This is a genomic window from Actibacterium sp. (assembly GCF_041584535.1).
GTDB lineage: Bacteria > Pseudomonadota > Alphaproteobacteria > Rhodobacterales > Rhodobacteraceae > Actibacterium_D.
Genome location: NZ_JBFHDW010000005.1, coordinates 1 through 21,175, shown reverse-complemented (window position 1 = coordinate 21,175; position 21,175 = coordinate 1). Strand labels below are relative to the sequence as shown.

The window sequence follows — 21,175 nt, the reverse complement described above, 5'->3', positions numbered from 1 at the left end:
GCCCAGCAGATAGCCGGTGGCGCCGTCATAGTTCATCACGCAGGTAGAGTTGCCGTGGATGCCCATCTTTTCTTCCAGCGCGCCGCAGCTGACGCCGTTGCGCTCGCCCAGGCTGCCATCAGCGTTGACGATGAATTTCGGCACGATGAACAGCGAGATACCCTTGGTGCCTTCGCCGCCGCCGGGGGCCTTGGCCAGCACCAGATGGATGATGTTTTCCGACAGATCATGGTCGCCCGACGAGATAAAGATCTTCTGGCCGGTGATCTTATAGCTGCCATCGTCCTGCGGTTCGGCCTTGGTGCGCATCATACCCAGATCGGTGCCGCAATGCGGTTCGGTCAGGTTCATGGTGCCGGTCCAGTCACAGGTGACCATCTTGGGCAGATAGGTCTGTTTCTGCTCGGGCGTGCCGTGGGCGTGGATCGCCGAATAGGCGCCGTGGGTCAGGCCGTGATACATGCTGAACGCCATGTTGGCGGTGACGAAGATCTCGTTCACGGCGGTGTTCAGCACGAAGGGCATGCCCTGACCGCCATATTCGGGGGCGCAATCCAGCCCGGTCCAGCCGCCCTGTTTCAGCTTTTCGAACGCGTCCTTGAACCCGTCGGGGGTGCGGACCACGCCGTTTTCCAGGCGACAGCCCTGGGCGTCGCCGATTTGATTGAGCGGCGCCAGAACCTCGGAGGCCAGCTTGCCGGCCTCTTCCAGAACCGCCGAGGTGAAATCGGATTCCAGCTCGTCAAAGCCGGGGATGTCGCAGCCCGAGATGTTCAGAAGGTCGTGCAGGACGAACTGCATGTCGCGGGTCGGGGCGGTGTAGCTGGGCATAGAGAATCCTCCTTATCGTGCGGATGGTCTTATTGTTCTGATTGCAGGGTGTTCAGGCGATCCGACATCCAATTCATCTGGGTTTTCAGATCGTGGATCGCCGTATCCAGTTCATCACGTTTTTGCTGCAGATTTGCTAAATGCTTTTCTGACAGTTCAACGGTCTTGCGCAATTGCGTCTCTTGCTGGTCGTCAATGTCATAGAGGTTCAGCAACTGGCGGATTTCTTCAAGGCTGAAGCCAAAGCGTTTGCCTTGCAGGATCAGTTTCACGCGGGCGCGGTCGCTGCGGGTGAACAGGCGTTTTTGGCCCTCGCGTTTGGGGAACAGCAGCTCTTTGTCTTCATAGAACCGCAGGGTCCGCGCGGTCACATCGAACTCGGCGCACATCTCGCTGATTGTGAAATATGTCTCGGTCATGGCGGCACTCTGGTTGCTGAACTTGCGGCGGTAATGCCTTGGGTCGGGATTCGTTTCAAGTAAAATTTACGTTTACGTAAACGTAAATCAAGGGGCACAGGAAGGCGACTTGACGTTTTTTCCGGAAAAAATGATTTATTTCAGAGTTTTGGCGACGTCATTGCGCAGTTTTTGCAATTCGTCGATGGTGTTTTCAAGGTCCGAAACCTGTTCGCGCAGCGCGACCAACTGGCGATCGGCGCGTTCGACCCAGGATTTGTTCTGGGCTTCCGACCCTTCGCTTTCGTAGATTTCCAGCCATTGCCGGATCTCTTCAAGGCTAAAGCCAAAGCGGCGGCCGCGCAGGATCAGCGTCATTCGGGCGATCTCGCGCGGGTTATAGAACCGGCTGCGGCCTTCTTTGTCGGGGCTTAGCAGTTCGATATATTCGTAATACCGCAGCGTGCGCGGCGTCACATCGAAGCGCGCACACATGTCTTTAAAGCTCAGGCGTTCCCCCGGCATTGGTCGTCCCTGTCAATTAGATTGGCGCGACGGTAATGGCTTCGGGCGCGGTGTGCAAATCAGTTCATGAAGTTTGGGGCCAGAAAATAAAAGCCATAGGCCACCACAAGCGCGGGGATCGCTGAATAGATCGTGGCGACAACCGCGGCTTTCGGGCTGAGTGCGATGGCCGGGAACAAGGCGTCTCCGTCGTTCGAGATCGCGTTGCCGATCAGCGCCGAGAACGGGATCGCGCCGTTGATATACAGGGTGCAGACCAGAACCTGCGGCCCGCAGCCGGGCACGAAACCGATGGCAATGGCGATCAGCGGCAGCAGCGGCGCGATGGTCTGGAACCACTGATGCAGGTCCAGCCCGGCATAGGCGGCGGCATAGTCATAGGCCAGATACGCGGCCAGAACCCAGACGGTGATAAAGCTGGTTTCTTCGGCGGCGCGGGTCACTGGCGCATCGCTGGGGTTGGTCATGGCATTCACCGGCGAGACCATCCAGATCAACAGGCCGACCCCGACGCCCAGACAGGCAATCGGCGTGATCGGCAGGCCCAGAACATGGGTCAGCTCGATCTGCGCCAGTTGCGCGCCGCCGACGATCAGGCCGGGCAGGACGATCAGGCAATACGTCCAGTCGCGCAGGCGGGTCTTGCCGATTTTGGGGGCGATTTCACAATGTCCGATCGGGTTGGTGGCCGGCATCGGGTTCAGCCAATCCACCAGCCAGCCCGAGGCCACCCCGACGACCAGCGAAATCGGCAGCACCACCAGCGCCGCTTCGGGGCGGGTTGCGATCAGCAGAAACGCCGCATCGCCCATCGTCGCGGTCAGCGTCGCCACCAGCGCGCCCATGCCGACATTGCCCGAACTATAGGCTGCCACCACGATAACCGCGCCGCCACAGCCCGGCGTTGCCCCCAACAGCGACGCCACCGGCACCTGCCAGAATTTCGATTTGCTCAGGAAAGTGCCCATGTCAAAATGGAACAGGCGTTCCGAGCCGTAAAACAGCAACAGCGTCGCCGCGACAAACACCGAGACCTGTGTGAACGCATCGGTGAACAGGCTGCGCGTCAGCGCACCCAGATCGCCGGGCACAATCGCCAGCACCAGATACAACAGCACGACCACCGCCCGTTTCGGGCGGATCGGACCGGTGAACCGCGCAAACGCGGTCAGGCCGGTCATTCGCGTCGGTGTGGTAGTGGCGGTGTTCATTGTGGATCAGCCTAAAATGAGAATAATTCGCAATTGCATATTTAGGGGGTTGCCCAGCCACTGGCAAGAGCGATTACACTGCGCTGCAGAAATGGGGGCGCGAATGTCGGATAATCCGGAACGTAGAACGAAGCTTGCACATAATTTCATCGGCGTGATTCCGCATGCGCAGGCTTTGTCGATGCGCATCGAAGACGTGGGGCCGGGGGTGATCGAAATCTCGATGCCCTATGACGAACGTCTTGTCGGCGATCCTCAGACCGGAGTGATTCACGGCGGTGCGGTATCGGCCCTGTTGGACACGACCTGTGGCTCTGCGGTGATGGTGCATCCGATCTCGCCGCCGACGACCGCCACGATCGACCTTCGGATCGACTATATGCGTCCCGCCACGCCGGGGCAGCGGATCGTGGCGCGGGCCGAATGCTATCACGTCACGCGCTCGGTCGCCTTTGTGCGGGCGCTGGCGATGGATGACGACCGTGATCGCCCGGTCGCCAGCGCCACCGGAACCTTCACCGTGGAGAGCAGAAAGACATGAGCAGGCCTCGACCCGAACCCGTTCAAGTGGTCAAGCAACGCCGGGACGCGGCGCTGAACGCGCTGGTGCATGGTGTGCCCTACATCAATTATCTGGGGATCGAATTCGACCGCCGCGGCGACGAATTGACCGCGATCCTGCCCTTTGACGAAAAACTGATCGGCAACCCGATCCTGCCCGCCATTCATGGCGGTGTGACGGCGGCGTTTCTTGAGGTGACGGCGATCATCGGTCTCAGCTGGACCACGCTGTGGGACAAGATGGAGCGCGGCGAGCTGGATCCGACCTCGCTTAGCCCCGGTCACATCCCGCGCCTGCCCAAGACCATCGACTTTACCATTGATTACCTGCGCTCGGGCCTGCCGCGCGACGCCTATGCGCGGGCGCGGGTGAACCGCTCGGGGCGGCGGTATGCCAGTGTGCATGTCGAGGCATGGCAGGATAACCGCGCCCGGCTGTTCGCGCAGGCCACCGGGCATTTCCTGATGCCGCAGGACGATGGCTGACACCACTGCCGCCCGGCCCGTCACGCACCGCCGGGTTCTGCGCATTGCCCTGCCGATCGTGATCTCGAACGCCACGGTGCCGATTCTTGGCGTTGTCGATACCGGCGTGGTCGGTCAGATCGGGCAGGCGGCGCCGATTGGCGCGGTCGGCATCGGCGCCATCATCATTGGTGGGCTTTACTGGATTTTCGGTTTCCTGCGCATGGGCACGACCGGGCTGACCAGTCAGGCGCTGGGCGCGCGCGACAGGGCCGAGGTTTCGGCCCTGCTGTCGCGGGCCTTGCTGATCGGTCTTGCCGGTGGCTGCGCCCTGATCGCGGCGCAGGCGGTGTTGTTCGGGGCCGGGTTTGCCCTGTCCCCCGCCAGCGCCGAGGTCGAGACCCTTGCCCGGCGCTATATGAGCATCCGTATCTGGTCCGCCCCGGCGGCGATTGCGCTTTATGGCGTGACCGGCTGGCTGATCGCGCAGGAACGCACCCGCGCGGTGCTGGTGGTGCAGGTCTGGATGAACGGCTGCAACGTGGCGCTGGACCTGTGGTTCGTGCTGGGTCTGGGTTGGGGCGTGACCGGCGTGGCGACGGCGACGGTGCTGGCGGAATGCTCGGGGTTGATGCTGGGGTTGTGGCTGTGCCGGGCGGCCTTTGCCACCCCGGCGTGGCGCGACGCGGTGCGGATTTTCGACCGGCGGCGGCTGATCCACATGGCGCGGGTCAACAGCGATATCCTGCTGCGGTCACTGCTGTTGCAGGGGATATTCATCTCGTTCCTGTTTCTGGCCGCCGATTTCGGAGACGTGCCGCTGGCCGCCAACCAGATCCTGCTGCAATTCCTTGCGGTCACCGCCTATGCGCTGGACGGGTTCGCCTTTGCCGCCGAGGCGCTGGTCGGGCAGGCGCTGGGCGCGCGTGACCGGGCGGTGTTGCGGCGGGCGGCGCTGGTGACCGGGATGTGGGGGCTGGGCAGCAGCGTGATGCTGGCGCTGGTCTTTGCGCTGGCCGGTGGCGCGCTCATCGACGCCATGACCACCGCGCCCGAGGTGCGGCACCTGGCCCGCAGCTTTCTGCCCTATATGGTGCTGGCGCCGGTGCTGGGCGTGCCCAGCTGGATGCTGGACGGGATCTTTATCGGGGCCACCCGCAGCGCCGACATGCGCAACATGATGGCGGTTTCGGCGGTGATCTATGCGGCGGCGGTGCTGATTCTGGTGCCGGCCTTTGCGGTGCACGGGCTGTGGCTGGCGTTTCTGCTGTCTTTCGTGGCGCGCGGCGTGACGCTGGCGCTGCGCTATCCGGCGCTTGAGCGCGGGGCGGCGCAATAACCGGTTTTGTTGGGAAACGGGCATATTTTCCGCTGCTCGGCTCTTGCTCCTGCGGGCGGCTGGGCTTAGGCAAGGCCTATGAAGATCCTATTTCTTGGCGATGTCATGGGCCGGGCCGGTCGGTCGGCCGTGACGGAACGCCTTCCGAAAATTCGTGCGGATTGGGGCCTCGATTTTGTCGTGGTCAACGCAGAAAACGCCACGTCGGGTGCCGGGCTGACGGCAGCCCATGCCAAGTCACTGCTGGACGCCGGGGCCGATTGCCTGACGCTGGGCGATCATGCGTTCGATCAGAAGGAAATGCTGAGTTTCATCACGCAGGAACCGCGCATCATCCGGCCGCTGAACTTTTCCAAAGAGGCGCCGGGCAAGGGCGCGCGACTGTTCACCGCGACCGGCGGGCGCAAGGTGTTGGTGGCGCAGGTGCTGGGGCAGGTGTTCATGAAACGCCCGTTCGACGACCCGTTCTCGGCAATTGATATCGAACTCAGGCGGCATCCGCTGGGCGGGCTGGCGCAGGCAACGCTGGTCGATATGCATTGCGAGGCGACCTCGGAAAAGATGGCGATGGGCCATTGGTGCGATGCGCGCGCCAGTATCGTCGTCGGCACCCATACCCATGTGCCCACGGGCGACGCGATGATCCTGCCGGGCGGCACCGCCTATCAGACCGATGCCGGCATGTGTGGCGATTATCACTCGGTGATCGGTATGGAAAAGGCCGAGCCTTTGCGCCGTTTCATCACCGGCATGCCCAAGTCGCGCTTTACCCCGGCCACGGGCGAGGCGACGCTGTCGGGCCTCTATGTCGAGACCGATGATCGCAGCGGCAAGGCCAAGCGCCTGGAAATGGTGCGGGTCGGCGGACGGTTGCAGCCTTCGGCCCCCTAGGGCAAGCTGCGGATAAGTCTGTGCTTGTGCAAGGGGCGGCGCGCGCTAAAGTGTGTCCGATGCGCACACAGGCCCCCACAGGATGATCGACCTTTCTCTTTCAGAAACGTCCCACGCTATTCTTGCGCTGACCGTTGTCGCGGTCATGTTCGTGCTGTTCGTGCGCGAACGCTATCCGGCCGAGGTCATCGCGGTCTCGGGGGCGGCGGTGATGCTGTTTCTGGGCATTCTGCCCTATGACGCGGCGCTTGAGGTGCTGTCGAACCCCGCGCCTTGGACCATTGGCGCCATGTTCGTCATCATGGGGGCGCTGACCCGGACCGGGGCGCTGGACGGGTTCATATCCTATGCCGAACGCGCGACCGAGCGGGCGCCGATCATCGGCATTGCCGGGTTGCTTGGTTTCGTGGTTCTGGCCTCGGCCTTTATGAACAACACGCCGGTCGTGGTGATGATGATCCCGGTTTTCGTCAAGCTGGCGCGGATGATCAAATTGCCGGTCAGCAAGCTGTTGATCCCGCTTAGCTATGCCTCGATCCTTGGCGGCATGACCACGCTGATCGGCACCTCGACCAACCTGCTGGTTGACGGTGTGGCGCGCGATGCCGGGCTTGAGCCGTTCACGATTTTCGAAGTCACCCCGATGGCGCTGATCCTTGTGCTGTGGGGGATGCTGTATCTGGGGCTGGTTGGCCGCAAGATCCTGCCGCACCGTGAATCGATGGCCGATCTGCTGTCCGATCGCAGCCGGATGAAGTTCTTTACCGAGGTCGCCGTGCCCGAGGATTCCGAGCTGATCGGCCAGCACGTGCGCTCGATCGACCTGTTCAAACGCGACGGTGTGCGGCTGATCGACGTGCTGCGCGGCGACGCGTCGTTGCGGCGCGATCTGGCCGGGGTGCTGCTTGAGGCCGGTGACCGCGTGGTGTTGCGCACCGAGATGTCGGAATTGCTGGGCCTGCAAAAGTCCAAGCAATTGCGGCTGGTGGACAAGCTGTCCTCGGTCCAGACCACCACGGTCGAGGCGTTGATCTCGCCCGGTTGCCGGATGATCGGCCGCTCGCTGGGCGAATTGCGCCTGCGCCGCCGCTATGGTGTCTATCCGCTGGCTGTGCACCGGCGGAACCAGAATATCGGCCGCAAGCTGGATGATCTGGTGGTGCGGGTCGGGGACACGCTGTTGTTGGAAGGCGCGCCCGAAGACATCCGCCGCCTGTCCGCCGATATGGAACTGATCGACATCACCGAACCCACCGCCCGGGCCTTCCGCCGCAGCCATGCGCCGGTGGCCCTTGCCGCTTTGGCGGGGATCGTGGTGCTGGCGGCGTTCGGTGTTGCGCCGATCCTGTTTCTGGCGGTTCTGGCGGTGGCGGTGCTGTTGCTGACCCGGTGCATCGACAGCGAAGAGGCGTTCTCGGTCGTCGATGCGCGCCTGATGGTGCTGATCTTTTCGATGCTTGCGGTGGGCGCGGGGCTTGAGGCCTCGGGCGCGGTGATGATGATCGTCAAGGGCATCAGCCCGTTTCTGGCGACCCTGCCGCCCTTCCTGCTGATCTGGGCGATCTATCTGCTGACCTCGATCCTGACCGAGATCGTCACCAATAATGCCGTGGCGGTCGTGGTCACCCCGATTGCCATCAATCTGGCGCTGGCGCTGGGTGTCGATCCGCGGCCGCTGGTGGTGGCGGTGATGGTGGCGGCCTCGACCTCGTTCGCGACTCCGATCGGTTACCAGACCAATACGCTGGTTTATGGCCCCGGCGGCTATCGCTTTACCGATTTCATGAAGGTCGGAATTCCGCTGAACCTGTCGATCGGACTGCTGGCATCGGCCCTGATCCCGTTTTTCTGGCCGCTCTGACCCGGAGCCTGCTCTTGCAGGCATGGGGCGCGCTGTCTTATAGAGGCGCGGACAAATTACATAGCTTCGGAGACTCCCATGGCAGGCCACTCAAAATGGGCCAATATTCAGCACCGCAAAGGTCGGCAGGATGCCGCGCGGTCCAAGCTGTTTTCTAAGCTGTCCAAGGAAATCACCGTGGCCGCCAAGATGGGCGACCCTGACCCGGACAAGAACCCGCGCCTGCGTCTGGCGGTGAAAGAGGCCAAATCGGTTTCGGTGCCCAAGGACGTGATCGAACGCGCGATCAAAAAGGCCATCGGCGGCGACGCGGAAACCTATGACGAAATCCGCTACGAAGGCTACGGCCCGAATGGCGTTGCGGTGATCGTCGAGGCGATGACCGACAACCGCAACCGCACCGCGTCGAACGTGCGCTCGACCTTCTCGAAGAACGGCGGCAATTTGGGCGAGACCGGCTCGGTTGCGTTCATGTTCGACCGCAAGGGCCAGATCAGCTATCCGGTCAGCACCGGCGACGCCGACACCGTGATGATGGCCGCGATCGAGGCCGGGGCCGAGGACGTGGAAAGCAGCGAGGACGGCCACATCATCTGGTGCGCCGATACCGACCTGAACGACGTGTCCACCGCGCTTGAGGCCGAACTGGGCGAGTCGGAATCGACTAAGCTGGTGTGGAAGCCGCAAACCACCACCGAACTGGACCTCGACGGCGCGCAAAAGCTGATGAAGCTGATCGACGCTCTGGAAGACGATGACGACGTTCAGAACGTCACCGCCAATTTCGAGATTTCCGACGAAATCATGGATCAGCTCTAAGCCCGTTGCGGCTTGGACCCGACCCGGAACGGCAGGCCAAATCCGGGCCTGCCGTTTTTCATTTTTGGGGCGGGAATTTACTTAACACATGTCATTTCGCCCTTGCACCGGCTTTGGGCTTGATGTCAGGTCGGCGCATGACCAACACCGCTGCGCCTGACAAACGTCCGATCGTGGGCATCTTCTGGATGCTGGTGACGGGCATGTTGTTCGTCTGCGTTACCGCGACGGTCAAACATGTCGGCAAGGGTGTGCCGGCGCCTGAATCCGCCTTTCTGCGCTATCTTATCGGCACGCTGGCGCTGTCGCCGCTGCTGCTGAATATCTTTCGCCAACGCATCACCCGGCGCCAGCTTGGGTTCTTTGCGGCGCGCGGGGCGGCGCATTCGCTGGGGGTGATGTGCTGGTTCTTTGCCATGACCCAGATTTCCATCGCTGAAGTCACCGCGATGAATTACCTCAGCCCGATTTACGTCACCATCGGCGCGGCGCTGTTTCTGGGCGAACGTCTGGCGGTGCGCCGGATCATGGCGATTGCCGTGGCCTTTGTCGGCGCGATGATCATTATCCGCCCCGGCTTTCGCGAGGTCGAGCCGGGCCATCTGGCGATGCTTGTCACCGGGGTGATGTTCGGCGGCTCGTATCTGATCGCGGGCAAGATGAGCGGCGAAGTCAGCGCCGCCACCGTCGTGGGCATGCTGTCGCTTTGCGTCACCATCGGCCTGACGCCGTTTGCGATCGCGGCCTGGGTGACGCCGACGCTGACTCAGGTGGCGTGGCTGGCGCTGGTGGCGGCCTTTGCCACGGCGGGCCATTACACGATGACATTGGCCTTCGGTGCCGCGCCGATGACAGTGACCCAGCCGATCACCTTTCTGCAACTGGTCTGGGCCACGCTTTTGGGCTGGGCCGTGTTCGACGAAGGCGTCGATCCGTGGGTGGTTGCCGGCGGCACGTTGATCCTTGCCTCGGTCAGTTTCATCACCTGGCGCGAGTCGCAACTCAAGCGCCGCACCGTGACCCCGCCCGCCGTTGCCACGAAACTCTGACGCTGTTTGATCCGCGTCAATGTTGCATGGGAATCGCTGCTTTAGCGTGGGTCGACTCATAACAGGAAGGAGACACGCGATGTCGCATACCCCCCACGAGCTGGCCGAAGAATTCCCGGATCAGGTTGACGCAATTCACAGCCTGAAAACCAGCGACAGCCATTTTGCTAAACTGGTTGACGAATACCACGAGGTGAACCGCGCCATTCACCGCGCCGAGACCAATGTCGAACCCACCGATGAACTGCACGAGACCGAGATGCGCAAACAGCGCATGGCGCTGAAAGACCAGATCGGTCGCGCCCTGTCGGCCGCGGCGAAAGCCGACTAAGTTATGGCCCGTCCGGCGCGTTGCCGGGCGGGCGCTATTCCGCCACCTCATAGGGCAGGATGCCGCGCTTGTTGGGGTCGATGGTCAGGCGGCGCTCAAGCGGAGGCACCGAACGCTGAGCACAGTTGCGGCGTTCACAGATCCGGCAGGAAATCCCGATAGGTTCGAACGCCGTGGCGCGGGTGATATCCATGTCATCGGCATAGACGATCTGCCCGGCATGTTGCACCTCGCAGCCCAGCCCGATCGCAAAGCGCCGCACCGGCGCGCCCCATGCCCCCCCCGATTTGGTGATGTCGCGCGCCAGACAGAAATAGCGCGCGCCGTCCGGCGTTTCCGCGAGTTGCCGCAGAAAACGGCCCGGTGCCTCGAAGGCGTGATGGGCGTTCCACAGCGGGCAGGCGCCGCCGAACCGGGCGAATTGCAGCCGTGTGGCCGAGTGCCGTTTGGTGATCGTGCCCGCCTGATCGACGCGGGCGAAAAAGAACGGCACACCCTTGGCGCCGGGCCGTTGCAGCGTTGACAGGCGATGCGCCACCTGCTCGATCGAGGCGCCGAACAGGTCGGTCAGGCGCTCAAGATCGTGGCGGGTGGTTTGCGCCGCGTCCAGAAAGGTCTGATAGGGCAACAGGACCGCCCCGGCGAAATAGTTGGCCAGACCCATGCGGGCGATACCGCGGGCTTCTTCGCTTTGAAAGCGGGCGAAATCCAGCGTCGCGTCCAGCAGATCGGGATAGAGCAACAGCGCCACCTGATGCAGCATCTGGAACCGCAGCGTCGCTGGCGCCACGCGCGAATTCAGCGTCAGCACCCGGCGCTCGGCATCATAGCCGCGCAGGGCCTCGCTGCTGTCGCGCCGGATTGTCACCCCGGCGTTTTCCAGCGCCTTTTGCGCCAGAAACATCGGATCGCCCCGGGTGCCGCCGGGGCAGGCAAAGCGTTCCGCCGCCCGGTCGACCGCGTCGATATAGTTGTCGCAGTAATGGAAGAAATCGCGCACCTCTTCCCACGGGCTGGGGCGGACGCGGGCATCGTCGCGGCCGAGGGCCTCGTCCAGTTGCGCCAGTCGTTCGTGGGTTTGCCGATAGGCGCGGTGCAGGTCCAGAAACGCCCGCGCCAGCGCAGGGGCGTTCGAGGCGGTCAGGCGCAGATCGGCCAGCGGCGGCGCGGCATCGGCAAAGACCGGATCAGCCAGCGCCTCGCGCATGTCGGTGACGATGCGCTCGGCATCGCCTGCCGATAGTTCGGTGACGTCAAAGCCGAACTCCTGCGCCAGCGCCAGCACAACCCCGGTCGAAACCGGGCGGTTGTTGTTCTCCATCTGGTTCAGATAGGGCAGGCTGACGCCCAGCTTGGTGGCGAATTCCTTTTGCGTCAGACCCAGCCGGGTTCGGGTCTCGCGCAGCTTGACGCCAGCATAGAGTTTCTGATTTGCCATCGGGTCGCCTTTGCAGTTTTGCGACTTATAGTCTTACCTTTGCAAAGGTGTCTGGCAAGAGCCTAGTGGCCCATCGGCGGCCCGGACAGGCGGTCGACCCGGCGGATGTAAAGCGTGCCGAAAATCGCGAAAACAGATGTGGTCAGCATGATCAGCAGCAACGGATAGACCCCCCATTCCGGCACCAGCAACGCGCCGGACATCGCCGACATCATTGCCCCGCCGCCGATCATGATCGCGCCTGAAAGGCCGCTGGCGGTCCCGGCCAGATGCGGCCGCACCGAAAGCGCGCCCGCCGTGGCATTCGGCAGCACCAGACCGTTGCCCAGCCCGACCCAGCTGGTCAGCCCGAAGAATGCCATCGGATGGGTGGCGCCCATCAGGAACAGCATCAGCGACAGCGCCAGCCCGCCGAACACCGCCACCGAACCCAGCATCATCATCCGGGTGATGCCATAGCGCGCGGCATAGCGCCCGGTCAGGAAATTCCCCAACACATAGCCCACCGCAGGCGCGCCCAGATACAGGCCAAGGGTGGTTGGGTCGAGCGCGAAAAACGTGCTGCCAACAAAGGGCGCGCCGCCGAGATAGGCAAAGAACGCGCCCGACGACAGCGCCGCCGTCAGCGCATAGCCCCAGAATCGGCGCGAGCGGAACAGCTCGGGATATTCGCGGAATTGTGCCAGAAGGGTGATGTCGCGCGGCTTGCCGGTTTCTCCAAGGTCGAACCAGACAAGAATCAGCACCCCGGTCCCGGCGATCAGCAGGGTGACAAAGGTCGATTGCCAGCCAAACGCCCCGCCCAGAACGCCCCCGATCACCGGCCCGAACATCGGCACCAGCGCCATGCCCATGGTCACGTAGCCGATCATCGAGGCCGCTTCGTCGCCCGGCAGCACGTCGCGGACGATGGCGCGCGACAGAACCATCGAGGTCGCGATCACCGCCTGAGCCAGTCGGCAGGCCAGAAAAATCTCGGTCGTGGGGGCGACAAGGCAGCCCAGAGTCGCAACCAAAAACAGGCCTGTGCTGGCCAGAATCACCGGTCGGCGGCCGTATTTATCGGCGATCGGGCCGATCAGAATCTGAAGAACGGCGTTCATACCCAGATACAGGGCGACAGAGAGCTGCATCAGACGATAGTCGGTCTGAAAATACTCGGTCATTTCGGGCAAAGAGGGCAGGAAAATATTCATCGACAGCGCAGAAATGCCTGCGAGCAAGACAAGCGTAAACACATGAGGGGGTGTCTGCCGGTCCAGGAACCGCGCTGAATATTTGCTGTTCATCGCCAAGGCTTAGGCCGTTGCACAAGCCTTGTCCATATGGTCAACTGAAAGTGAGATATTTGCTAATTTGCAATTAGCAAATAAGGCTCTGCCAGAAATTTGCAAATACGCCGAAAATAGCTTTGTGACACGCCGCGTCACATGTAGTGTCACCCGAAACCGGCATGGGAAGGTCCAAGATGAAAGATATCCTGCAAGAACTCGAAGGTCGCCGCGCGACGGCACGTCTGGGCGGTGGTCAAAAGCGGATCGACAGTCAGCACGCCAAGGGCAAGCTGACCGCACGCGAACGCATTGAGCTGTTGCTTGACGAGGACTCGTTCGAAGAGTTCGACATGTTCAAGGCGCATCGCTGCACCGATTTCGACATGGAGCAGGACCGTCCCGCAGGCGACGGCGTTGTCACCGGCTGGGGCACCATCAACGGTCGCATGGTCTATGTGTTCAGCCAGGACTTTACCGTCTTTGGCGGGTCGCTGTCGGAAACCCACGCTCAGAAGATCTGCAAGATCATGGATATGGCGATCCAGAACGGCGCGCCGGTTATCGGTCTGAACGACTCGGGCGGGGCGCGGATTCAGGAAGGCGTTGCGTCGCTGGCCGGCTATGCCGAAGTGTTCCAGCGCAACATCATGGCCTCGGGCGTGGTGCCGCAGATTTCGGTGATCATGGGCCCCTGCGCCGGTGGCGCGGTCTATTCGCCCGCCATGACCGACTTCATCTTCATGGTGAAGGATTCCAGCTATATGTTCGTGACCGGCCCCGACGTTGTCAAAACCGTCACCAACGAGGTCGTCACCGCCGAGGAACTGGGCGGCGCCAGCACCCACACCAAGAAATCCAGCGTTGCCGACGGAGCGTTCGAGAACGATGTCGAGGCCTTGGCCGAAGTGCGGCGTCTGGTCGACTTCCTGCCGCTGAACAACCGCGAAAAGCCGCCGGTGCGTCCGTTCTTTGACAGCCCGTCCCGGATCGAGGACAGCCTTGATACCCTGATCCCCGACAACCCGAACCAGCCCTATGATATGAAAGAGCTGATCGTGAAGCTGGCGGACGAGGGCGACTTTTACGAAATTCAGGAAGATTTCGCCAAGAACATCATCACCTGCTTTGTCCGCATCGAAGGTCAGACCGTTGGCGTCGTCGCCAACCAGCCGCTGGTTCTGGCAGGCTGTCTGGACATCGACAGCAGCCGCAAGGCCGCCCGTTTCGTGCGCTTCTGCGATGCGTTCGAAATTCCGCTGCTGACGCTGGTCGACGTGCCCGGCTTTCTGCCCGGCACCAGCCAGGAATATGGCGGCGTCATCAAGCACGGCGCGAAACTGCTGTTCGCTTATGGCGAAGCCACGGTTCCGAAAGTCACCGTCATCACCCGCAAGGCCTATGGCGGCGCCTATGACGTTATGGCCTCGAAACACCTGCGCGGCGATTTCAACTATGCCTGGCCGACAGCGCAGATCGCGGTGATGGGGGCCAAGGGCGCGACCGAGATCCTGTATCGCTCGGAACTGGGCGATGCTGAAAAGATCGCCAAGCGCACCCAGGATTACGAGAACCGCTTTGCCAACCCGTTTGTCGCGGCTGAACGCGGCTTTATCGACGAGGTGATCATGCCGCATTCCACCCGCCGTCGCGTGGCCCGCGCCTTTGCGTCGCTGCGGGGGAAAAAGCTGCAGAACCCGTGGAAAAAGCACGACAACATTCCGCTGTAAGCCGGAAATTCTGGGAGACGCTCATGCGGGACGCATGGCACATCATCCGCGAAGATCGCGCGCTGACCTTGGCGCGCCATCTGCCTCCACGTCTTGACGTGGTGGCCGGAACGATGCTGCCGCGTGTCAGCAAGCGCATTTTGGCGCAACAAATCCGGCAAGACCTGTGGCGTGCGCTTCGGCGCGTCCGCGGCTTTAGCCCGGTGGTGCGGATCGAGGAGGAGGGTTCGCACCTGAAGGTCCGGGCGGGGGGTCGTGTTCACGCCCGGACCTTTCCACGCGCCAGCACCGAGGCCCGGATTGCCGCCGTGCTGAGCGACGAAAGCAACCGCGCCCGCTGGCTGCGCCATGCCAGCAGGGGGCAGGCATGACCGCGCTGCGCCCATTGGCCTTTGCCGCCGTGTCCTGTGTGGCGCTGCCGGCGCTGGCGGAACTGACCCCGGTGACGGTGCCCTCGGGCCAGCCGGTCAGCTATGTCGATATGGTCTGGGGTCAGCCCGGCCCGACCGGCCTGACCGCGCGCTTTCGGTTTGTCGCACCGGACATTCGCCGCGAGGCCCCCGGCATGACCTTCGATCAGGCCGAGCCTGACATGCTGTTCCTGTGCGAAAGTTTCGCTTTGCCGCGTCTGGCCGTCACCGGCCCGCGCCCGGCCCAGATCGTGATTTCTCTGTCTGACCGTCTGGTTGAATTCGGTCAGCCCAACCCCGATGCGACCCAGTTTTTCGAGGCATACCGCCCCGAAGGCACCACCTGTATCTGGGAGGAATTCTGATGACCCGGCAAAATCTTGCGACAACTGCCGCTTTCATGGGCGGGGGGGGGGGCTTTCTCGCCGCAACGCCCTTGGGGTGGACATCCGACATATGCGGTTTGCGCCGATTGGGGTATAATCGGGACAGGGCCGCGTTTTTGGGCCCCTGATCGTAACAGGAGCGTAGCATGTCGTATTCCGCAAAAGCCTTCATCGCCGTTTGCCTGCTGGCCTTCACAGCAGCCTGCGCCGCGGAAGAAGAAGTCATGTATGTCGAACCGACCCCGGTGGTCGCTGAACAGACTTACACCAAATACTGAAAATACTGATCGGTGTGCGGGACGGGGCCGTGGCCCTGTCCCCGCTATTGACCGCCCGACCAGTCTGGGGGGCGTGTCATGCTGAAACATCGTGGTTTTCCCGGGCGTCTTCCGGGCACTGATTTCCAGTTCACCATCCGTCGCGACAACAAAAAAGGCGCGACGCCGCTGGTCGCGCGCGAGCGTTACCCCGATCGCCGCCCGGCAGACCGCCGCGCCGATGCCGGTTTCATGCAGGCGCTGTGGGAAAATTTCGGCGAAGACCCGTTCGAGCGCGGAAATCTGGACGCTGGCCGTCTAAGCTGGCTGTTCGGCCGCGAGGTTGTGCCCGCCGAAGACCCGTTCGATCCCGCCAGTTACGAGGCGCTGCTGCAGATCAATGTCGCCGTCGCGCGCCGCAGCTTTCCCGATGCGTTCGATGAGGCCGACTAGGCATGTTTTCGCTGGCGCAATCAGTATTTTGGCGGAATTCGGCCCAGATCGGCGGCCCGAAGGACCAGCCCTTTGACGGCCTCGAATTCTGCGGCAATCTGATCCGCAGAGAGGGGCGTGAAATGCGTTCCAGCGTCCCGCTCTGTGCTAACCGTTACCCTTCCCCTTTCCTCTGGTCTGGCCCCTTGCGGGTCAGGCCAGAGTTTTTTCGCACGGGCCGGGATCGGCGCGCCATTGCCTATGGCGGTTTGTCGCGTTTTTCACGCTTGGCAACGGCTTTCGTCTGGCCGCATACTGGGGGCATCAATACCCCTCACAATAATGGCGGAGCAGAAACATGCGTAAACTTACTCTCATCGCCGCACCGGCGCTTTTCCTTGCGCTTGCGGGCTGTCTGGAATCGGACGGCGAACGCGCCCTTGCCGGTGCGCTTGGCGGCGCGCTCATTGCGGATGCGACCGGCGGTAACGTCATCACCGGCGCTGCAATCGGTGCGGCCGGCGGCGCCCTGTGCGACGACGCGGGCGTGTGCGAATAACACCACTCTGAATACCCGGACCGTCCCTGTGGCGGACCGACTGAACACTTGCGCCATCGGGGGGTTTGTCCCCGGTGGCGTTTTCGTATTTTCGGCGGGGGCCAACCGGCCCCGGCCCTCTGCCTGAAGGGACTGACGATGTTTAACAAGATCCTGATCGCAAACCGTGGCGAGATCGCCTGCCGGGTCATCAAGACCGCGCGCAAGATGGGCATTTCGACCGTGGCGATCTATTCGGACGCCGATAAGAACGCGCTGCATGTCAGCATGGCGGACGAAGCCGTGCATATCGGCCCGCCGCCGGCGAACCAGTCCTATATCGTGATCGACAAGGTGATGGACGCCATCCGCAAGACCGGCGCGCAGGCCGTGCATCCGGGCTATGGCTTCTTGTCCGAAAACAGCAAATTCGCCGAGGCCCTGGCCGCCGAGGGCGTGGCCTTTGTTGGCCCCCCGGTTGGTGCCATTGAGGCCATGGGCGACAAGATCACCTCGAAGAAGATCGCGCAGGAAGCCAAGGTTTCGACCGTTCCCGGCTATATGGGCCTGATCGCGGACGCCGATGAGGCAGTCAAGATCTCGAACCAGATCGGCTATCCGGTGATGATCAAGGCCTCGGCTGGCGGCGGCGGCAAGGGCATGCGGATCGCGTGGAACGACACCGAAGCCCGCGAAGGCTTCCAGTCGTCCAAGAACGAGGCCGCCAGCAGCTTTGGCGATGACCGGATTTTCATCGAGAAATTCGTCACCCAGCCGCGCCACATCGAAATTCAGGTTCTGTGCGACAGCCACGGCAACGGCGTCTATCTGGGCGAGCGCGAATGCTCGATCCAGCGCCGGAACCAGAAGGTCATCGAAGAGGCCCCCAGCCCGTTCCTTGATGCCGCCACCCGTAAGGCGATGGGCGAACAGGCCGTGTCTCTGGCCAAAGCGGTCGGCTATACCAGCGCCGGCACCGTGGAATTCATCGTCGATGGCGATCGCAATTTCTACTTCCTTGAAATGAACACCCGTCTGCAGGTGGAACACCCGGTGACCGAGCTGATCACTGGCGTCGATCTGGTGGAACAGATGATCCGCGTCGCCAATGGCGAGCCTCTGAGCATCACTCAGGACGATGTCAAACTGAACGGCTGGGCGATGGAATCGCGGCTTTACGCCGAAGACCCGTATCGCGGCTTCCTGCCGTCGATCGGTCGTCTGTCGAAATATCGCCCCCCGGTGGAAGTGGCCGAATCCGATCACGTGGTCCGTAACGATACCGGCGTCTATGAGGGCGGCGAGATCAGCATGTATTACGACCCGATGATCGCCAAGCTGTGCACCTGGGCTCCGACCCGCGCCGAAGCGATCGAAGGCATGCGCGTCGCGCTGGACAGCTTCGAAGTCGAAGGCATCGGCCACAACCTGCCGTTCCTGTCGGCGGTGATGGATCACCCGCGCTTTATCTCGGGCAATATCACCACCGCCTTTATCGAGGAAGAATACCCCGAGGGCTTTGAAGGCGTGACCCTGCCGTTGCATGCGCTGCGCAACGTGGCGGCCTCGGTCGCGGCGATGTATCGCGTCACCGAAATCCGCCGGTCGCGCGTGTCGGGCCGCATGGACAATCACGAACGCACCGTCGGCAAGGATTGGGTGGTCGTGGTGCAGGGCGAAAGCTTTGCCGTGACCATCGACGCCGATCCGGCTGGCTCGACCGTGATCTTTGCCGATGGCACCAAGCATCGCGTGACCTCGGAATGGGTGCCGGGCCACAGCCTTGCGGTCATCGATATCGACGGCGATCCGCTGGTTCTGAAAGTGGGCAAAGCGGTCAGCGGTTTCCGCATCCGCACCCGTGGCGCCGATCTGGTGGCCAAGGTCTATACCCCGCGTCAGGCCGAGCTGGCCGCGCTGATGCCCGAGAAAATGCCGCCGGATACCTCGAAACTGTTGCTGTGCCCGATGCCGGGTCTGATCGTGAAGGTCGATGTTGCCGTTGGCGACGAGGTTCAGGAAGGTCAGGCGCTGTGCACCGTCGAGGCGATGAAGATGGAAAACATCCTGCGCGCCGAGAAGAAGGGCATCGTGTCCAAGATCAACGCCGCTGCGGGCGACAGCCTTGCCGTGGACGACGTGATCATGGAGTTCGAGTGAGCCTCAGCGCCACATATCAATCCGGGGCCGCGTGCCGGTCCCGGATTTCCTGCTCGCGCAGCGGCATCTTGTCGATCGCGCGGGTCAGCTCGCGCACATCCCACGGGAACGGCTTGCGCAGCGCCACGGTGCCATCCTTGGCCAGCAGCGCCAGCATGAACCCGCGCGGGCGCAGATGCTGGCGGGCGTCGGACAGGGCGGTCGGGTCGGTATCGGTCAGAATGACCACGTCGCGTTCAGCCAGTTCGTCGGCGCGGGCCGCCAGCAGCGCCATTTGCTGTTGGAACCGCGGGTCTGCGGGCGTGTCGGCGAACACCACGACCGGCCGGGCGATCCACTGGAAATCGGCCAAGGCGACGTCGTGTGCCTCGAACACGGTTTTCGGGTCGGCTTGCCACTGCATCGCCGGGCTGGGCGGCGTGGCATCCGTGGCCAGAGCCGACAGTGGGGCCAGCAGGGCGACGGCCAGAATTGCGAGTGATTTCATGACACCTCCGATCCCGTCAAATATAGGCGGTGATTGCGAATTTGCGATGGTTGAGGCCGCGAAAACGGCAATTGACCGGACGACAGGAAAGGAATGATCCGATGACGGATAAGAAACAAGCCTGGGCTGATTTGGCTGCCAAGGAACTGCGCGGCAAATCGCTGGACGATCTGACATGGGAAACCCGCGAGGGCATCGCGGTTCAACCCCTGTATACCGAAGACGACACTCAGGGTCTGGATCACATGGGGTCGGTTCCGGGTGCGGCGCCGTTCACCCGTGGCCCAAAGGCGACGATGTATGCCGGGCGTCCGTGGACCATCCGCCAATATGCCGGGTTCTCGACCGCCGAGGAATCGAACGCCTTTTACCGCAAGGCTTTGGCCGCCGGTCAGCAGGGCGTGTCGGTGGCGTTCGACCTTGCCACCCACCGCGGCTATGACAGCGACCACCCGCGCGTTGTCGGCGATGTCGGCAAGGCCGGCGTGGCGATCGACAGCGTCGAGGATATGAAAATCCTGTTCGACGGTATCCCGCTGGACAAGGTGTCGGTCTCGATGACCATGAACGGCGCGGTGGTCCCGATTCTGGCGAACTTCATCGTCGTGGGCGAAGAACAGGGCCATGATCGCAGCGTGCTGTCCGGCACCATTCAGAACGACATTCTGAAAGAATTCATGGTGCGCAACACCTATATCTATCCGCCGGAACCGTCGATGCGGATCATCTCGGACATCATCGAATATACCTCGACCGATATGCCGAAATTCAACTCGATCTCGATCTCGGGCTATCACATGCAAGAGGCCGGGGCGAACCTTGTGCAAGAGCTGGCCTTTACCCTTGCCGACGGCAAGGAATACGTCAAAGCCGCGCTTGAGCGTGGTCTGGATGTCGATGCCTTTGCCGGGCGCCTCAGCTTCTTCTTCGCAATCGGCACCAACTTCTTCATGGAAATCGCCAAGCTGCGCGCCGCCCGCTTCCTGTGGCATCGCATCATGTCCGAGTTCAACCCGAAGAACCCCAAGTCGCTGATGCTGCGCACCCACTGCCAGACCTCGGGCGTGTCGTTGCAGGAACAAGACCCCTATAACAACATCGTCCGCACCGCCTATGAGGCGATGTCGGCGGTGCTGGGTGGCACCCAGTCGCTGCACACCAACGCCTTTGACGAGGCGATTGCCCTGCCGACCGAATTCTCGGCCCGGATCGCGCGGAACACCCAGATCATCTTGCAGGAAGAGACCGGCATCACCAACGTGGTCGATCCGCTGGCGGGCTCCTACTACGTCGAAAGCCTGACCGCCGAACTGGCCGAGAAAGCCTGGGCGCTGATCGAGGAAGTCGAGGAGATGGGCGGCATGACCAAGGCGGTGGCCTCCGGCATGCCCAAGCTGCGGATCGAGGAAACGGCAGCTCGCAGGCAGGCCATGATCGACCGTGGCGAAGAAGTCATCGTCGGCGTCAACAAGTACCGCAAGGAGAAAGAAGACCCGATCGACATTCTCGACGTCGACAATGTGGCGGTCCGCGAAAGCCAGATTGCCCGCCTGGAAAAAATGCGTTCCGAGCGGGACGAAGCGGCGTGCCAGGCAGCTCTGGACGAGCTCACCCGCCGTGCGAAAGAAGGAGGAAACCTGCTGGAGGCGGCCGTGGAGGCGGCGCGTACCCGAGCATCTGTCGGAGAAATCAGCATGGCAATGGAAAAGGAATTCGGCCGTCACCGCGCCGAGGTCAAGACGCTGGCCGGGGTCTATGGCGCCGCCTATGAGGGCGACGAAGGGT

At 62.5% G+C, this 21,175-nt stretch carries 23 protein-coding genes; 16 read left to right on the top strand and 7 right to left on the bottom strand.

Features of this window, described 5'->3' with window-relative positions; all coding sequences use genetic code 11:
- From ABYW26_RS00685 to ABYW26_RS00670, 4 genes are all read right to left on the bottom strand, one after another.
- On the bottom strand, positions 1 to 831 hold an 831-nt coding region (locus ABYW26_RS00685; RefSeq protein ID WP_372602742.1), incomplete at its 3' end, for an acyl-CoA dehydrogenase family protein.
- Between the two features lie 29 nt (positions 832 to 860).
- Positions 861 to 1,250 carry a MerR family DNA-binding transcriptional regulator gene (locus ABYW26_RS00680; RefSeq protein WP_372602740.1) on the bottom strand — a complete coding sequence of 130 codons (390 nt, stop codon included), beginning with the start codon at positions 1,248 to 1,250 and terminating at the stop codon, positions 861 to 863.
- 135 nt (positions 1,251 to 1,385) lie between these two features.
- Complete coding sequence (locus tag ABYW26_RS00675; RefSeq protein ID WP_372602739.1) at positions 1,386 to 1,754, bottom strand: MerR family DNA-binding transcriptional regulator; 369 nt, start codon at positions 1,752 to 1,754, stop codon at positions 1,386 to 1,388.
- A 59-nt stretch (positions 1,755 to 1,813) separates the two neighbouring features.
- Positions 1,814 to 2,965, bottom strand: coding sequence for a putative manganese transporter (locus tag ABYW26_RS00670; RefSeq protein WP_372602738.1), 1,152 nt, complete (start codon positions 2,963 to 2,965; stop codon positions 1,814 to 1,816).
- Positions 2,966 to 3,068: 103 nt separating this feature from the next.
- Between ABYW26_RS00670 and ABYW26_RS00665 the strand changes: the two genes are divergently transcribed.
- From ABYW26_RS00665 to ABYW26_RS00630, 8 genes are all read left to right on the top strand, one after another.
- Positions 3,069 to 3,506: a PaaI family thioesterase gene (locus tag ABYW26_RS00665; RefSeq protein ID WP_372602737.1), complete on the top strand. Its 438-nt coding sequence runs from the start codon at positions 3,069 to 3,071 to the stop codon at positions 3,504 to 3,506.
- A complete protein-coding gene (locus ABYW26_RS00660; RefSeq protein ID WP_372602736.1) occupies positions 3,503 to 4,012 on the top strand; it encodes a PaaI family thioesterase in 510 nt (169 codons plus the stop codon). Before ABYW26_RS00665 ends, ABYW26_RS00660 begins: the two co-directional genes overlap by 4 nt.
- Entirely contained in the window at positions 4,005 to 5,330 is a 1,326-nt protein-coding gene (locus ABYW26_RS00655) for an MATE family efflux transporter (RefSeq protein ID WP_372602735.1), read from the top strand. Before ABYW26_RS00660 ends, ABYW26_RS00655 begins: the two co-directional genes overlap by 8 nt.
- A 78-nt stretch (positions 5,331 to 5,408) precedes the next feature.
- On the top strand, positions 5,409 to 6,221 hold the full coding sequence (locus tag ABYW26_RS00650) for a YmdB family metallophosphoesterase (RefSeq protein WP_372602733.1): 813 nt from the start codon (positions 5,409 to 5,411) through the stop codon (positions 6,219 to 6,221).
- Positions 6,222 to 6,303: 82 nt separating this feature from the next.
- Positions 6,304 to 8,082 (top strand): SLC13 family permease, encoded by a 1,779-nt coding sequence (locus ABYW26_RS00645; protein ID WP_372602732.1) that lies wholly within the window; start codon positions 6,304 to 6,306, stop codon positions 8,080 to 8,082.
- 78 nt (positions 8,083 to 8,160) lie between these two features.
- Positions 8,161 to 8,901 carry a YebC/PmpR family DNA-binding transcriptional regulator gene (locus tag ABYW26_RS00640; protein ID WP_372602730.1) on the top strand — a complete coding sequence of 247 codons (741 nt, stop codon included), beginning with the start codon at positions 8,161 to 8,163 and terminating at the stop codon, positions 8,899 to 8,901.
- Positions 8,902 to 9,038: 137 nt separating this feature from the next.
- Positions 9,039 to 9,950, top strand: coding sequence for a DMT family transporter (locus ABYW26_RS00635; RefSeq protein WP_372602729.1), 912 nt, complete (start codon positions 9,039 to 9,041; stop codon positions 9,948 to 9,950).
- A gap of 79 nt (positions 9,951 to 10,029) precedes the next feature.
- Entirely contained in the window at positions 10,030 to 10,281 is a 252-nt protein-coding gene (locus ABYW26_RS00630; protein WP_372602727.1) for a YdcH family protein, read from the top strand.
- A 34-nt stretch (positions 10,282 to 10,315) separates the two neighbouring features.
- Here ABYW26_RS00630 and ABYW26_RS00625 read toward each other — a convergent pair whose 3' ends face one another.
- The gene (locus tag ABYW26_RS00625; protein WP_372602725.1) at positions 10,316 to 11,719 is read right to left on the bottom strand and encodes a short-chain fatty acyl-CoA regulator family protein; all 1,404 of its coding nucleotides are present in this window, start codon (positions 11,717 to 11,719) and stop codon (positions 10,316 to 10,318) included.
- Between the two features lie 62 nt (positions 11,720 to 11,781).
- Entirely contained in the window at positions 11,782 to 13,008 is a 1,227-nt protein-coding gene (locus ABYW26_RS00620; RefSeq protein ID WP_372602724.1) for a multidrug effflux MFS transporter, read from the bottom strand.
- 179 nt (positions 13,009 to 13,187) lie between these two features.
- Between ABYW26_RS00620 and ABYW26_RS00615 the strand changes: the two genes are divergently transcribed.
- The 7 genes from ABYW26_RS00615 to ABYW26_RS00585 all read left to right on the top strand — a co-directional run bounded on the left by ABYW26_RS00615 (position 13,188) and on the right by ABYW26_RS00585 (position 18,903).
- The gene (locus tag ABYW26_RS00615) at positions 13,188 to 14,720 is read left to right on the top strand and encodes an acyl-CoA carboxylase subunit beta (protein WP_372602723.1); all 1,533 of its coding nucleotides are present in this window, start codon (positions 13,188 to 13,190) and stop codon (positions 14,718 to 14,720) included.
- A gap of 23 nt (positions 14,721 to 14,743) precedes the next feature.
- Positions 14,744 to 15,091: a hypothetical protein gene (locus ABYW26_RS00610; protein ID WP_372602722.1), complete on the top strand. Its 348-nt coding sequence runs from the start codon at positions 14,744 to 14,746 to the stop codon at positions 15,089 to 15,091.
- The gene (locus tag ABYW26_RS00605) at positions 15,088 to 15,495 is read left to right on the top strand and encodes a DUF6497 family protein (RefSeq protein WP_372602721.1); all 408 of its coding nucleotides are present in this window, start codon (positions 15,088 to 15,090) and stop codon (positions 15,493 to 15,495) included. The genes ABYW26_RS00610 and ABYW26_RS00605 overlap by 4 nt, the downstream gene beginning before the upstream one ends.
- 167 nt (positions 15,496 to 15,662) lie before the next feature.
- Positions 15,663 to 15,794, top strand: a complete 132-nt coding sequence (locus tag ABYW26_RS00600; RefSeq protein ID WP_372602720.1) for a hypothetical protein — start codon at positions 15,663 to 15,665, stop codon at positions 15,792 to 15,794.
- 78 nt (positions 15,795 to 15,872) lie between these two features.
- Complete coding sequence (locus ABYW26_RS00595) at positions 15,873 to 16,226, top strand: hypothetical protein (RefSeq protein WP_372602719.1); 354 nt, start codon at positions 15,873 to 15,875, stop codon at positions 16,224 to 16,226.
- A 337-nt stretch (positions 16,227 to 16,563) separates the two neighbouring features.
- On the top strand, positions 16,564 to 16,764 hold the full coding sequence (locus tag ABYW26_RS00590) for a hypothetical protein (RefSeq protein WP_372602718.1): 201 nt from the start codon (positions 16,564 to 16,566) through the stop codon (positions 16,762 to 16,764).
- 138 nt (positions 16,765 to 16,902) lie between these two features.
- The gene (locus ABYW26_RS00585; protein ID WP_372602717.1) at positions 16,903 to 18,903 is read left to right on the top strand and encodes an acetyl-CoA carboxylase biotin carboxylase subunit; all 2,001 of its coding nucleotides are present in this window, start codon (positions 16,903 to 16,905) and stop codon (positions 18,901 to 18,903) included.
- A 16-nt stretch (positions 18,904 to 18,919) separates the two neighbouring features.
- On the opposite strand, the gene ABYW26_RS00580 is transcribed toward ABYW26_RS00585, so the two are convergent.
- The gene (locus ABYW26_RS00580; RefSeq protein WP_372602716.1) at positions 18,920 to 19,390 is read right to left on the bottom strand and encodes a DUF4174 domain-containing protein; all 471 of its coding nucleotides are present in this window, start codon (positions 19,388 to 19,390) and stop codon (positions 18,920 to 18,922) included.
- Positions 19,391 to 19,491: 101 nt separating this feature from the next.
- On the opposite strand from ABYW26_RS00580, the gene scpA reads away from it, so the two are divergent.
- A partial coding sequence (scpA, locus tag ABYW26_RS00575; protein WP_372602715.1) for a methylmalonyl-CoA mutase occupies positions 19,492 to 21,175 on the top strand: 1,684 nt, incomplete at its 3' end.